Source organism: Teichococcus globiformis, assembly GCF_042646265.1.
Lineage (GTDB): Bacteria > Pseudomonadota > Alphaproteobacteria > Acetobacterales > Acetobacteraceae > Pseudoroseomonas > Pseudoroseomonas globiformis.
The window spans coordinates 22,265-35,905 of record NZ_JBHRTN010000006.1 but is presented as its reverse complement, the minus strand read 5'-3'; the positions used below and the strand labels follow the sequence as shown (position 1 = coordinate 35,905).

The following is a 13,641-nucleotide window of genomic DNA, read 5'->3' as shown; positions in this document are numbered from 1 at the left end:
CGACGGCAGCCTCATCCGAGGAGGTCGGCATGGTATTTGCGCGCCACATCCGGGTGCGACCGCAGCCGCCCCTTCAGGTAGTTGGCGCCAACATTGCGGAAGAGCGGATTCTCCGGATCGCTCGCCGGGCCCTGCGCCTCCGCTGCCAGATGCGGCGGCAGGTCCAGCAGCGGCACTTCGGCATCCAGTCGTGCGCCGAGGAAGAAGGCGATGGAAAAGCGGTCCTGCCCGCTCGCCGGGCTTACTACGCGGTGAACCGTTGCCTTCAGGTAACCGTTCGATGCCAACTCCAGCAATTCACCGATGTTGACTACAAAGGTTCCTGGCAAGGGGGTGGCATCCACCCACCCCTGTGCGGTCTCAACCTGCAGGCCGCCTACATCGTCCTGCAACACAAAGGTCAGCAGGCCACTATCCTTGTGCGCGCCGACCCCCTGCTCGGGCTCGACTGCTTGCCGGCCGGGGTACCGGATGATCTTCATGGTCTGGTTCGGGGATCCGGCACAGATCGGCTCCAATGCCCCAGCATCGCCTACGAGCGCCTCCGCAAAGGCGCGAACCAAGCGTACCGCAACCTCGGTAAGCCGGGACTGCCACTCCAGCAGCAACGGGCGCAGTTCCGGCAGCGCATCATCGGGCCACAGGTTCGGGCCTTGTAGCCGTGCCCAGGGCGGACGGCCCGGACCGGCGGGAAGCGCCTCACGCTCGGCATGCAGATCGAACTGCTCGCGCCAATCGGGCTTACCCTTCGTCAACTCCAGCCCTGCCCGATTATAGCCGCGAAAATGGGGCGAGTGGATCATCTGCACTTTCAGCTTCTCGGCTTCTGGCAGAGCGAAGAAGCTGCGGGAAACCGCTCGGACCCGGCTCTCCAGCTCTGCTGGAATGCCGTGGCCCGAGAGGTAGAAGAAGCCGATACGACGTGCCGCTCCACGCAACTCCTCGAGAAAGGCCGCGCGTTCGGCGGCGTCGCCGGCCAAGCGGCTGATGTCGAGCAGAGGAAGTCGAGCCTCGGTTTGGATACAGTCATTCATGAAGGCGCTCCGGTCAGGCAGTGGGCGTGCGGCGAGGAATGCCGCGTCTGTTGGAAAGACATACGCCATTCCGATCACGCGGCGTGGGCGAGCCGACCCGCGGCCGCCAGCCCTCGCTCCAGATCCGCGCGGATGTCGTCCGGATGCTCCAGCCCTATGGACAGGCGCACGTAGCCAGGCGTTACACCGGCCTGTTCCTGCGCCTCGGGCGCGAGCTGGCTGTGGGTGGTGCTGGCTGGATGGATCGCGAGACTGCGCGCATCGCCTATATTGGCAACGTGGTAGAAGAGCTGCAGCGCGTCGATGAATCGCTGCCCAGCTTCCCTGCCCCCAGTCAGCTCTATGCCGACCAGCCCCCCGAAGCCGCCTTCCAGGTACCGCTCCGCCCGCGCGCGTGCCTCTCCCGCTTGACGGGATGGGTAAATCACCTGCGCCACCTCCGCGCGTGAAGCCAGCCAGCCGGCAATGGCCGCTGCTGTCTGGCTGTGCCGGCGGATGCGCAGCGGCAGCGTCTCCAGCCCTTGCAGGATCTGGAATGCGTTGAACGGTGCCAGCGGCGCGCCGAGGTCGCGTTGCACCGTGGCCCGCAGGGCGGAAATGTAGGGTGCAAGACCGAGCTTCGGCGCAGCCTCGGACCAAACCGTCCCGTGGTAACTCGGATCCGGCGTGTTCAATGCCGGCTGTCGCGCGGGAACCGTCCGCCAGTCGAAGTCACCGCTATCGATCACCGCGCCTCCGATGCTGGTTCCATGACCACCGATGAACTTGGTGGTCGAATACACAATGATGGCGGCGCCATGTGCGAACGGTTTGGCCAGCAGCGGTGCCGCGGTGTTGTCCAGGATCAGTGGGATGCCCAGTGGGCGGCCGATCTCCGCCACTTCGGCAATCGGGAAGGCGACCAGCTTCGGGTTCGGCAGCGTTTCCCCATAATAGGCGCGGGTGCGGTCATCAGTGGCGCGCCGGAAGTCCTCCGGATTGGCGGGGTCAACAAAGCGCACCTCGATGCCCTGACGCCGCAGCGTATTGGCGAAAAGGTTCCAGGTGCCGCCGTAAAGATCGGTCGAAGAGATGATGTTGTCGCCGGCTCGCGCCAGGGCCAGGATCGAGAAGGCCGAGGCAGCCTGGCCCGATGCGAGTGCCAGCGCGCCGGCGCCGCCCTCCAGGGCGGCAAGACGCCGCTCCAGCACATCCACGGTCGGGTTGCCGGTGCGCGAGTAGATAAATCCAGACTGTTCGAGCGCGAAAAGGCTGCGGGCGTGCTCGCTGTCAGCGAACTGATAGGAGGTGGTCTGGTAGATTGGCACGGCAACGGCGCCATGCGTCGGATCGGCTCGCCAGCCAGCATGCAGCGCCAGCGTTTCGGGATGCAGGCTCACCGGCAACTCTCCTTTTCGTTTGTCAGGCTGCAATGGTGCGGGCGCCGAGGCTGACACGGCCACGATCCTGCGCCTCCGCCATCTCGCGCAGCAGGGGGATCAGTTCACGCCCGTACGCCGCCACGTCCGGTAGCGGGTCCCAGCCGCGAAGAATGAAGTGACTTACACCGATCTCTCGATAGCGCAGCATGGCGCGGGCCACCTGCTCTGCAGTGCCAACCAGCGCCGTGCTGTTGCCGCGGCCGCCCAGCAACTCAGCCATGCCGGTCCATAGCCGCTCGTCCAGTACCTCACCTCGCTGCGCGAGTCCCACCAAACGCTGCGAGTTCACCGCCTGTCCTGCAGGAATGAGGCCCTCATGCCCTGCCGCTTCCAACTTGGCGCGCGCGCGCTCGCGAATGTGGCGCGCATGGTCCCAAGCCTCTGCCTCAGTTGCGCCGAGGATCGGCCGGTTGGACCAGGAGAAGGCGACTTCCCGACCCTCCGGAAGGCTGGCGCGCACGCGGTCGAGCATGGTCGCGGTGTCCCGCAACGGTTCGCCGAACAGCGCATAAACATCGGCATGTCGGCCCGCAACCTGCAGTGCGGCATCGGATGCACCGCCAAAGAAGATAGGCAGAGACGGCTTCTGTAGTGGCCGGATGTCGGACCAGGCCTGCTGGAAATGATAGAATTCGCCCGTGTGATCGAGGGGAGCTTCGGCGTTCCAGATGCGGCGAACGATGTGCAGGAACTCATCCGTTCGACGATAACGTTCGGTGTGACCGGCGGCGTCGCCATCCTTTCGCTGATCGAGGTCCTCTCCGCCCGAAATAACGTGCAGCGCCAGGCGGCCGCCCGTCAGATGGTCGAGCGTGGCCAGTTTGCGTGCGGCAACAGTGGGCGCCACGAAGCCGGGGCGATGAGCCAGCAGGAAGTGGATGCGATGTGCAACCGATGCAGCATGAGCCAGGACGAGGAATCCGTCTGCGGCATTGGTCCAGTAGCCGGCAAGAACGCGATCAAACCCGGCCTCTTCGTGCGCGCGGGTGATGGCTGCGATGAAGTCAGGCTGGAATGCCTCGCCGGAGGGTACCTCGAGATCAGAGGTAGGGCGGGCCCAAATCATGCCTGTGATGTGCAGAGCCATGGCTGCAGTTTCTCCGGATGAAGACGGTGGGCGGGAGAGGAGGCTGATGGGGCATGCAACATCGGCGGCCTATGGGCCTGCGGCACCGACCTGAAGAGCTCGCCATTGATCTTCCTACCCGCCCAGTCATTTCACGTTCCTCCAAGCTGCATCATTCTGATTACACTATTCAGAATGAGTCAATATGGATTTTTTCGCCTTCTCGATCGTCTTTTACGACGCGATGCATCGTCCATAAACGGTGCGGTCAGGGCTCGGTCCCCCATCGCCTGCATTGCATCGCCAAGCCCTACGTCCGGCCAGGGCGCGCCGATCCCCAACATGTTCGGATACAAACAAAGGGCGTCACCGGCGCTTATCAGCCGAGGCCCGCGCATAATCGCCGGCTCGCCATACCGGATTCATCTATCCTGCTCTGCTATCGAAGCCGTGCCGGTGCAGCGGATACCGGACCGGATCCGTCGCGTTGCCTTTCGCGAGACTTGGCGCGCCGGCTTGGCTTGTTGTTGGAAGCGATGCCCTGCTCTGGCTGGCGGAGCAGTTCTGGAGGAGAGCGGTCTCCATGCTGCGTCGTTGCCAGGAGGTGGGCCGCGAGCGACCCACCAGATCCGCCTCAGACCATGGCGGGCTCACGAGGAACAGCAGCATTGGCTTCTGATGGAAGCTGGCTACCCAAGGTCGGCGCCAGTGCCTTCGGCCACCAAGGAGCCCTGATTAGGGCCGGTCACCTTGCTAGGTCCGAAGCACTACACCGTTGTCGGACACCTGCATGGTTCCTGACCTGAGTATCTTACCAAGCCGACACAGCTGGCCCTGCTGTTCGATGCAAGCTCCGCTGGTTACCGGGATCGCTTCCCTAAGGTACCTCCTCCCAGAAAGGGGTGGGCAGGCCAAGCTACTCTATGACCTTTTCCAGTATGTGTTCAGGCTCTGATCACGCACACGAACTACCGCGAGGCGGTTCAATGATGGAGTACCCGGAGGAAAGCATGCATGAGACTTGCGACCTGGATGCAATGGGTTCCATTCGCGAGGTGGGCGGTATCCAGCACGCCTATTGCGACAACGCCCAGGTCGGAGCGATAAGCCGTCATGCCTGCCAGAACAACGACCGGCTCCTGGCGCCCCAGGCTGCAAGACATGGCGAGCAGTGCATGCCAGAAAGCTGTGGGCGCAGGAAACAGCGCAAGATCGCTGCTACAATTGAAGGGCAGGGCAAGCTGCATTTCGCTGACCACCGGGCGCCATTTAGCGATTGTCGGGCTCGCAGCCGTCAACTCCCAGCAGGGCAAGTTCAGTGCCCGTGCCATATCCCATCTCCGCATCGTTTCTGGGAAATGGGGCACGGCAATTCTGACGATTGCGCCCGCTTAGGCCCAGCCACTGAAGCCTCAAGGCCCATTAGCCATTGGGGAATCCATCGAGATACCCCTGACCGCTCTGCGAGATGATCAATGACGCGTTGAGAACATCATTGGACGGCGCTGACCGAGGAGGGTGCCAAAGGCGAAGATGTAGAGCGATGAGGGTTGCAGTCCGGACGTCTCCCGCAAGCCCCGACCACTTTCACGGCGCGCGCCCTTTAATTCATCGCAGCGCTGCGAGTGCCAGATTAAGCTGCAGCACGTTGACCCGCGGTTCGCCCAACAGACCAAGCTCGCGACCTTGGGTGTGTTTCTGTAGCAGCGCCAGGACACGTTCCACTGGCACGCCTCGCGCTTTGGCGATGCGCGAAGCCTGCCGCGCCGCATTCTCCGGGCTGATATGCGGATCGAGGCCCGATCCTGAGGCGGTGACCGCGTCAGCCGGCACCGGCTGCGATCCAGCGGCGGCGACACGTTCACGCAAGGTGCTGGCAAGTTGGGCGCTTGTGGGCCCTTGCTGCGACGCCGCGCCTGCGGCGCCGTCGTAGCCTGCGCCGGCCATTGAGGGGCGCGGCTGGAAGTAGCGAGCTCCGGCGAAACCTTGACCGATCAGTTCCGAGCCAATCACCTGTCCATCCTGTTCGATCAGGCTGCCGCCGGCCTGTCGGGGAAACACGGCACCGGCAATGGCTGTCATGGCAAGTGGAGCAACCAAACCCAGCAGTACGGTGAACAGCACCACCATGGTGGCGGCGGCACGAAGGATAGCGATCATGGTTCAGGCAGCTCCAAGCAGGACGAGGATAAGGTCGATGATCTTGATGCCCATGAAAGGTGCAACGAGACCACCCAGGCCGTAGAGCAGCAGGTTCCGCCGCAGCAGCGCGGCGGCATCGGTGAGGCGGCAGCGCACTCCGCGAAGCGCCAGCGGCACGAGCGCCACAATGATCAGTGCGTTGAAGATCACCGCCGACAGGATAGCGCTTTCAGGATTGTGAAGGCGCATCACGTTCAGCGCCTCGAGCTCCGGATAGGACGCCACAAAGATGGCGGGCAGGATCGCGAAGTACTTGGCCACGTCGTTGGCGATGGAGAAGGTGGTCAGCGCGCCGCGGGTGATCAGCATTTGCTTTCCGATCTCCACCACTTCGATCAGCTTGGTGGGATCGCTGTCGAGATCGACCATGTTGCCGGCCTCGCGTGCGGCCTGCGTGCCGGTCTGCATGGCGACCCCGACATCCGCCTGCGCCAGTGCCGGCGCGTCGTTTGTGCCATCACCCGCCATAGCGACAAGGCGGCCCTCCGCCTGCGCCGCGCGGATGTAGCCGAGCTTGTCCTCCGGCGTCGCCTCGGCAATGAAGTCGTCCACGCCCGCTTCGGTCGCGATCGCGGCGGCGGTCACTTTGTTGTCGCCGGTCACCATCACCGTGCGGATGCCCATGCGACGGAGTGCGGCGAAGCGCTCCCGGACGCCCGGCTTGACGATATCCTTCAGCTCGATAAGTCCCAGCAGCCGCCCATTCTGCGCGACCGCCAGCGGGGTACCGCCCTTGCGGCCGATACGCTCCGCTTCCTGTCGGATGACAGGCGGCGCCTCGGTCTTCAGTGCACGTAGCATCGAGTCCACTGCACCCTTGCGATACGTCCCCTCTGCCGTGTCGAGGCCGGAAACGCGGGTCTGCGCGGTAAAGGGCACGACCTTGCTCTCGGCAGGCAGCGCCGATAGCGGCAGGTGGTGCTGCTCCCGCGCGAAAGCCACGATCGAGCGGCCCTCCGGCGTCTCGTCCGCCAGGGACGCCAGCAGCGCGGCCTGAGCCAGCATTCCGAGCTCGATGCCCGGCGCTGGGGAGAAGCTAGCCGCTTGGCGGTTGCCCAGGGTGATGGTTCCGGTCTTGTCCAGAAGCAGCACGTCCACGTCGCCCGCCGCCTCCACCGCGCGGCCGGAGGTGGCCATGACGTTGAAGCGTACCAGCCGGTCCATGCCGGCGATGCCGATGGCAGATAGCAGCCCGCCGATGGTGGTCGGTATCAGCGTGACCAGTAATGCCGCCAGCATCGGCACAGACGGGGCCTGCCCGTTCCAGGACGCAAGACCCACCAGCGTCGTCACGGTGATCAGGAAAATGATCGTCATGCCGGCCAGCAGGATGTCGAGGGCGATTTCGTTCGGGGTCTTCTGCCGAGCGGCACCTTCCACCAGGCTGATCATGCGGTCGAGAAAGGTGGAACCCGACGCGGCAGTGATGCGGACCACGATCCAATCGGAGACAACGGTTGTGCCGCCGGTCACGGCAGAGCGGTCGCCGCCACTCTCGCGGATAACAGGTGCGCTTTCGCCGGTCACCGCCGCCTCGTTAACCGAAGCGATGCCCTCAACCACCTCGCCATCCGATGGAACGAGGTCACCAGCTTCAGCGAGCACTAAATCACCAACCCGGAGCTCGGATGCTGCGCGCAATTCCCACAGGCTACGATCGTCGGCGCGAATCAAACGTTTGGCCCGCGCTTCGGTGCGGGCGCGACGCAGGCTTTCGGCTCGCGCCCGGCCACGCCCCTCGGCCAAGGCCTCTGCAAAGGTCGCGAACAGCACGGTAAACCACAGCCACGCGGCGACGGACGCCTGAAAACTCCATGGCTCGGCGCGCGCGGCTGCCATAGCCGCCAGAATGGTCACCAGGATCGAGACTATTTCGGTGGCAAAGATAACCGGATTGCGGATCAATCTTGCCGGGTTCAACTTGAAGACTGCGTCCAGCGCGGCGCGTCCCAGCAGGGAACGATCAAGCCCCACGCGGTCCCGACTACGCCGGAACGTGGTGGACGTGGCTGTTGGCATGTCCATCGTGTGGAACCTCAGAAGGTCTTGCCGGCGAGCATGACGAAGTGCTCCGCCAGAGGGCCGAGGGCGAGCGAGGGCAGGAACTGCAACCCACCCAGGATCAGGATGATGCCGGCCAGCAGCCCGGCGAAGAGTGGTCCATGCGTCGGCAGTGTGCCGCTGCCCTCAGGCATCTTCACCTTGCCCGCTAGGCTGCCGGCGATGGCCATGACCGGCAGCGCATAGGCGAAGCGGCCGAGCAGCATGGCGACGCCGAGGGTGGTGTTCAACCAGGGCGTATCCGCCGTCAGCCCGCCGAAAGCCGAGCCGTTATTGCCGGCGGCAGAGGTATAGGCGTAGAGCATCTCAGTTAGCCCGTGCGGTCCCGCATGAGCCAGAGAGGCAGTGGCCGCCGGGAGCACCATGGACACGGCTGTGAAGCCGAGGATGGTGGCCGGCAGCACCAACACTGCCAGCATGACCAGCTTGATCTCGCGTGCCTGGACCTTTTTGCCCAGGTACTCCGGCGTGCGGCCCACCATCAGACCGGCAATGAACACTGTCAGCAGCACGAAGTTCAGAATGCCGTAGAGGCCAGAGCCGACACCGCCGGGCAGCACCTCCCCCAGCTGGATCAGGAATAGCGGTACCATGCCGCCCAGTGGCGTAAAGGAAGACAGCATGGCATTCACCGCGCCACATGATGCCCCCGTGGTGGTGGCGGTGAACAGTGCCGCCAAGGCGAGCCCGAAGCGGACGTCCTTACCTTCCATGTTGCCCTGCGCAGGCTCGATGTCCAGGGACGCCAGCATCGGTGTACCGGCGGCCTCAGCGGCGTAGATGGCGCCGGTGGCCACCACCACAAAACCCAGCATCACGGCCATCAAGGTGCGGCCCTGGCGTGTATCGCGCACCAAATGGCCGAAGCTGATGCAAAGCGCGAAGGGGATCAGTGCTTGCGACCAGATCTGGATGGCCGTGGCTAGTGCGTTCGGTCCCTCGAAAGGATGCAGCGAGTTAGCGCCGAAGAAGCCGCCGCCATTGGTGCCCAGATGCTTGATGGCGATTTGGAAGGCTGCAGGCCCTAATGGGATCACCTGCCGATCGCCTTCCAAAGTTGCAGCAATGACGTAGTCGCCGAGGGTCTGCGGAACGCCAAGTGCAACGTACACCAGGCCTGCCACGACGGACAGCGGCAGCAGGAGGTAGAGCGTCACACGGGTGAAGTCGACCCAGAAATTGCCGAGGCCGCCAACGCGACCGTGCGCAAAGGCTCGGGACACTGCTATTGCCAGGGCGATGCCAGTGGAGGCGGACAAGAAATTCTGCACCGCAAGGCCCACCATCTGGGAGAAGTATGACATGGCCGCTTCGCCGGAATAGGCTTGCCAGTTTGTGTTGGCGACAAAGGAAACGGCAGTGTTGAAGGCTAGCCAGGGTGGCAGGCTGTCGAAGCCCCGGGGATTAAGGGGTAGCAGGCCCTGTAGGCGCAGAACGGAGTAAAGCCAAAGGAAACCGGCCGCATTCACCGCCAACATGGCCATGGAGTAGGCTCGCCAGCCTTGCTCGGCTGCGGGGTCAATTCCGCTGACACGATAGAACAGCGCTTCAACAGGCCGCAGCCAGCGCATGCTTCCTTCGGCCACAGCGGCGATGTAGCGGCCGAGCGGAATGGCGGCCGCAACAATGGCTGCGAGCACGAGCGCAATCTGCGCCCATCCAATCATCGTCATCGGCTCACACGTCCTCGGGGCGCAGCAAAGCCCAAAGCAAGTAGCCCAGCAGGCCGACTGAGACGGCGGCGCCCAGGATCAGGTCCAGCATAGAGCTCAGACCTTCTCGCAGAGTGCCGCATACAGGGCCATCAGGCCGAAGAAGCCGAGACCCAGCGCCAGCAATAGGATGTCGATCATCGAGATGAACTCGCGATAGAGAACAGGGAGCCATTATCAAGGCTGCTCCCTGTTACGATCGCGGCGTCTAAACGCTCTATGTGGATTACCGCTCAGATCTGAAAATTTTCTATAAAGATCACCGGCGTCTTGGACCTTCTTGATATGCTTTTTATGATCCTACCCGGCATCACGCATATCTTCTTTATACCAACACGGATTACGACCCGAGGTACTCCGGCCGGGAAGTCCTTGACACTGGCGAAGGCAACCATGCCTGCCCTTGGGGCGGCGTCCTCCCCTGTACCGAGGTGGACCCTTTGGATACCGTGTTTCATGCTCAGGACTCTGCCGCCACGGCGGCAGCTTCCCTTTCAGCACCAGGTTGGCCCCACATTTCATGGATCCTCCCAGCCGTGGGAGCAAGCCATGGCGCTCGGGAACCTTTTGGTTCGCTCGTGCTGAGCGCCGGAGACCAATGTGCATCCATCGGTCGCCCTATGGTTTGGCGTACCTGTTCTGCCGCCAAGCGGTAGTGTTTGAAACCATTGTGCAGCCAGGACCTTGGAAGTAATTCTCCGCAATGGATAAGCCGTCACTGCGCCCCGATCCGGATGCTCTTCTGGCGATCGCGCAACGAGAAGGACGTGGACGCCTGAAGGTGTTTCTTGGCGCTGCCCCGGGTGTCGGCAAAACCTACCAAATGCTGAACGAGGCGCGGCGTGTCCGCGAAGGCGGCGTCGACGTTGTGGTGGGTCTGGCGGAAACCCATGGGCGCGACGACACAGCGGCTCAACTGCGCAACGTTGAAGTGCTGCCTCTCCGTAAAATCGCGTATCGCGGACAGCTGCTGAAGGAGTTCGATCTGGACCTTGCCCTGGAGCGCCGGCCTCAGGTCCTGGTGCTAGACGAGCTCGCCCATACCAATGCGCCGGGCTGCCGCCACCCCAAGCGCTGGCAAGACGTTGAAGAATTGCGCGACGCGGGCATCGAGGTCTGGACGGCGGTCAACGTCCAACATTTGGAAAGCCTGTCTGAGGACGTCGCGCGCATCATCGGAATCCGCGTACAGGAGATCGTGCCGGATCATGTGCTGACTGGGGCCGATATTGTCGAGCTGATCGACATATCGCCCAGCGAATTGTTGGATCGGGTTCGGAAAGGCAAGGTGTATCGTCCGGTCCAAGCGGCGCTCGCTTTGAAAGGCTTCTTCCGCGAAGGCAATCTCGCCGCGCTGCGGCAAATCGCACTGCGCCGATTGGCCGAACGTGTCGATGCGGACCTGATGAGCTACATGCAGGCCAACGCCATCTCGGGGCCTTGGCCTTCCACCGACCGTGTGCTGGCGCTGGTGGGCCGGGATGCTACCGCAGAAGAAGTGGTACGCCATGCGCGACGTATCGCGGATGCCCTGCATGCGCCGATGATGGCTCTGCACGTCGAAATGATGGGCGTTGCGCAGTCGACCAGCCCCTCGCCAGCCCTGCGTCTGGCGGAGCAGCTAAAGGCTGAGGTGGAGATTACGGCGGCCCGCGATCTTCCCACCGTAGTGCTGAACTTCGCCAGGATCCATAATGCGACGCACTTGGTCATCGGCCGCGGACAGCCGAGCTTCTGGCGACGCTGGCTGGGCAGAACCTTGAGCGCAGCATTGATCCGGCGTGCCAGCGCCTTCACCCTGCACATAGTGCCGGCACCCTCGGGCGTCACGCCACGCATCCGGCAGGAGGCCAACGGCTTGCCGCGGTGGGCGAGCTGGGTCGCAGTGCCGTCCTTTGTAGCCATCACCACTGGCTTGAGCCTTTGGTTTGACGGAAGCGTTCCCGAAGGTGGCATCGGGATGATCTACCTGTCCGCTGTGGTGGCGCTCGCCGCGCTGCTTGGCCCTATCGCGGCGGCGGCCGGCGCGCTGCTATCTTTTCTGGCCTGGGACTTCCTGTTTCTGATGCCACGCTTCACCTTTGCGATGTCCGGCATTCAGGAAGTCATGGGCGCGGCGATCTTCTTCACCGTCGCACTGCTGCTAGCTGGGACCACGGGTACCCTGGGGCGTTCCATCAGCACGGCACGGGCCAGGCTCTTCGGTATGAGGCGTCTGGTGGAACTGTCTCGCAAGCTCAGTGCGGCCGCCTCGACGGGAGATCTGCTGATTGTTATTGCACAGGAGGCTGAACGACTCACCGAGCGCCCTGTCTGCGTGCTCCTGCCTCTGGATGGCGAGCCGGTACCACGCGCCGCTCAGCCGGTTGAGGCGGAACCGGACACGGCATCCATGGCGGCTGCGCGGTGGGCTCTGGCGCGCGGCACCCGAGCCGGATTTGCCACTGACGCCCTACCTTCCGCAGATTGGCAGTTTCGGCCGATGCGCACCGCAAACGGTGTTGTGGGATTGCTGGCGCTGCAGATGGCGGGCCTTCCCAACATGGAACTCGATGCAGAGCGGGATCGCGCAATGAACGCGCTGATCGATCAGGCCGCCATCGCGCTGGAAAGGTCGCATCTGATGGAGGAACACGCCCGTATCTCGGCACGGGCGGAAGCCGAAAGCTTGCGGTCCGCTTTGCTGGCGTCCATCGGCCATGATCTGCGGACCCCTCTGACCTCGATCCGTGGAGCCTTGGAGACGCTTCGGATATCCGGCGGTGGGCTGTCCGATCCCGTTCGGCAGGACCTCCTGACGACAGCAGAAGAGGAAACCATCCGGCTGACCCGCTATCTCGGCAACGTCATCGACATCGTGCGCCTGGAGGCTGGCCAAGTGGAGCCCAAGCGCCAGCCGATCGACATTGGTGACGCGGTCCGTGTGGCCGCTGATCGCGTGAGTCGCAGGACAGGTCGCCTCATCGATTGTCAGGTGCAGGAGCACCTGCCCATGCTGCGCCTCGATGCCACTCTGTTGGACCAAGTCCTGGCCAACCTTCTCGACAACGCCGCAAAGTTCTCGGCGCCCGCAACACAGATCCTCATCGAGGCTGGCCGGATGGACGCCGACGTCTTCGTCGCTGTGGAAGATCGCGGAGTTGGAATCCCACCGAATCATCTCGTGCAAATCTTCGATCCCTTCTTCCGTGTAAAGCGCGGCGATGCCGCGCCAGCGGGAAGTGGCTTAGGGCTAGCCATCTGCCGCGGCCTCATTCATGCGATGGGTGGCCGGATCGCCGCCGAGAGCCCCATCGAGGATGGCCGCGGGACGCGAATAACCGTACACCTGCCGGCATGAGCGTTAGCCGCACGAAACTCCTTCTTGTCGATGATGAACCGCAGATCCACCGCTTCCTGGGCGCGGCACTGAGCGCAGCCGGATATGACCCCATCAAGGCAGAAACGGGAGAGGAGGGTCTGCGGCTTGCCGCTACGCGCCAGCCCTCCCTTATTCTCCTCGATCTGGGATTGCCGGACATAGATGGGCAGGTTCTCATTCCACGCCTGCGCGCGTTCAGCGCGATCCCGATCCTGGTTGTATCAGCCAGAGGACACGAGGATGAGAAGGTTGCAGCACTCGATGCCGGTGCAGACGATTACGTCGAGAAACCCTTTGCACTTGCGGAGCTTCTGGCACGTATCCGCGCCGCGCTACGTCGATCCATCGCTGGAGAGCCATCAGTCGAAGACGCCGTGATCCGCGTCGGGCCGCTTTCCATCAATATCGAGCACCGCTTGGCAAGGATTGACGGCGATGAGGCGCTTCGCTTGACCCCGCGCGAGTGGTCACTCCTGGTGACTCTGGCCAGAGCCAGCGGACGTGTCATGACACAGCGACAGCTGCTGACAGCTGTCTGGGGTCCTGCCCACTCGGACGAGGCCCAGTATCTTCGCGTCTATGTTGGCCATCTGCGACAGAAGCTGGGACGGGCGGCGGGATTGCTTAAAACTGAGCCAGGGATAGGCTACCGTTTCTCCGAATAGGTGCGCGTTCTGCCTCAATGGACCGCAATACGGTAGAAGTTGTGAGGCACCGACCGAGGCGGTTACGCGGTGGAAGGTGACTGAATCCTAAACTTAAAGCTTGGGCAACCTGGCGATGG

The 13,641-nt window shown here is 63.3% G+C and carries 10 protein-coding genes; 2 read left to right on the top strand and 8 right to left on the bottom strand.

All coding sequences use genetic code 11. From position 1 onward, the window contains the following. Positions 1–11: 11 nt before the first annotated feature. From ACFOD4_RS04835 to kdpF, 8 genes are all read right to left on the bottom strand, one after another. Positions 12–1,034, bottom strand: a complete 1,023-nt coding sequence (locus ACFOD4_RS04835) for an isopenicillin N synthase family dioxygenase (protein ID WP_379594803.1) — start codon at positions 1,032–1,034, stop codon at positions 12–14. Positions 1,035–1,108: 74 nt separating this feature from the next. After that, a complete protein-coding gene (locus tag ACFOD4_RS04830; protein ID WP_456316868.1) occupies positions 1,109–2,419 on the bottom strand; it encodes an O-acetylhomoserine aminocarboxypropyltransferase/cysteine synthase family protein in 1,311 nt (436 codons plus the stop codon). Positions 2,420–2,435: 16 nt separating this feature from the next. Then, the gene (locus tag ACFOD4_RS04825) at positions 2,436–3,542 is read right to left on the bottom strand and encodes an LLM class flavin-dependent oxidoreductase (RefSeq protein ID WP_379594801.1); all 1,107 of its coding nucleotides are present in this window, start codon (positions 3,540–3,542) and stop codon (positions 2,436–2,438) included. Positions 3,543–4,504: 962 nt separating this feature from the next. After that, positions 4,505–4,852: a hypothetical protein gene (locus ACFOD4_RS04820; RefSeq protein WP_379594800.1), complete on the bottom strand. Its 348-nt coding sequence runs from the start codon at positions 4,850–4,852 to the stop codon at positions 4,505–4,507. A gap of 277 nt (positions 4,853–5,129) precedes the next feature. Then, entirely contained in the window at positions 5,130–5,681 is a 552-nt protein-coding gene (kdpC, locus tag ACFOD4_RS04815) for a potassium-transporting ATPase subunit KdpC (protein WP_379594799.1), read from the bottom strand. A gap of 3 nt (positions 5,682–5,684) precedes the next feature. Further along, positions 5,685–7,748: a potassium-transporting ATPase subunit KdpB gene (gene kdpB, locus ACFOD4_RS04810; RefSeq protein WP_379594798.1), complete on the bottom strand. Its 2,064-nt coding sequence runs from the start codon at positions 7,746–7,748 to the stop codon at positions 5,685–5,687. Positions 7,749–7,759: 11 nt separating this feature from the next. After that, complete coding sequence (gene kdpA, locus ACFOD4_RS04805; RefSeq protein ID WP_379594797.1) at positions 7,760–9,457, bottom strand: potassium-transporting ATPase subunit KdpA; 1,698 nt, start codon at positions 9,455–9,457, stop codon at positions 7,760–7,762. A gap of 4 nt (positions 9,458–9,461) precedes the next feature. After that, entirely contained in the window at positions 9,462–9,548 is an 87-nt protein-coding gene (gene kdpF, locus ACFOD4_RS04800) for a K(+)-transporting ATPase subunit F (protein WP_379594876.1), read from the bottom strand. A 651-nt stretch (positions 9,549–10,199) separates the two neighbouring features. Between kdpF and ACFOD4_RS04795 the strand changes: the two genes are divergently transcribed. Together ACFOD4_RS04795 and ACFOD4_RS04790 are read left to right on the top strand one after the other, a co-directional pair. Beyond that, entirely contained in the window at positions 10,200–12,836 is a 2,637-nt protein-coding gene (locus ACFOD4_RS04795; protein ID WP_379594796.1) for an ATP-binding protein, read from the top strand. Next, the gene (locus ACFOD4_RS04790) at positions 12,833–13,522 is read left to right on the top strand and encodes a response regulator (RefSeq protein WP_379594795.1); all 690 of its coding nucleotides are present in this window, start codon (positions 12,833–12,835) and stop codon (positions 13,520–13,522) included. The genes ACFOD4_RS04795 and ACFOD4_RS04790 overlap by 4 nt, the downstream gene beginning before the upstream one ends. The last annotated feature ends 119 nt before the right edge of the window (positions 13,523–13,641 follow it).

What these genes read in the sequence shown, in the direction of transcription:
- kdpA (WP_379594797.1), bottom strand. Translation starts at nt 9,457, where the DNA reads ATGACGATGATTGGATGGGCGCAGATTGCGCTCGTGCTCGCAGCCATT.
- kdpC (WP_379594799.1), bottom strand. Translation starts at nt 5,681, where the DNA reads ATGATCGCTATCCTTCGTGCCGCCGCCACCATGGTGGTGCTGTTCACC.
- ACFOD4_RS04820 (WP_379594800.1), bottom strand. Translation starts at nt 4,852, where the DNA reads ATGGCACGGGCACTGAACTTGCCCTGCTGGGAGTTGACGGCTGCGAGC.
- ACFOD4_RS04790 (WP_379594795.1), top strand. Translation starts at nt 12,833, where the DNA reads ATGAGCGTTAGCCGCACGAAACTCCTTCTTGTCGATGATGAACCGCAG.
- ACFOD4_RS04825 (WP_379594801.1), bottom strand. Translation starts at nt 3,542, where the DNA reads ATGGCTCTGCACATCACAGGCATGATTTGGGCCCGCCCTACCTCTGAT.
- kdpB (WP_379594798.1), bottom strand. Translation starts at nt 7,748, where the DNA reads ATGGACATGCCAACAGCCACGTCCACCACGTTCCGGCGTAGTCGGGAC.
- ACFOD4_RS04795 (WP_379594796.1), top strand. Translation starts at nt 10,200, where the DNA reads ATGGATAAGCCGTCACTGCGCCCCGATCCGGATGCTCTTCTGGCGATC.
- ACFOD4_RS04835 (WP_379594803.1), bottom strand. Translation starts at nt 1,034, where the DNA reads ATGAATGACTGTATCCAAACCGAGGCTCGACTTCCTCTGCTCGACATC.
- kdpF (WP_379594876.1), bottom strand. Translation starts at nt 9,548, where the DNA reads ATGCTGGACCTGATCCTGGGCGCCGCCGTCTCAGTCGGCCTGCTGGGC.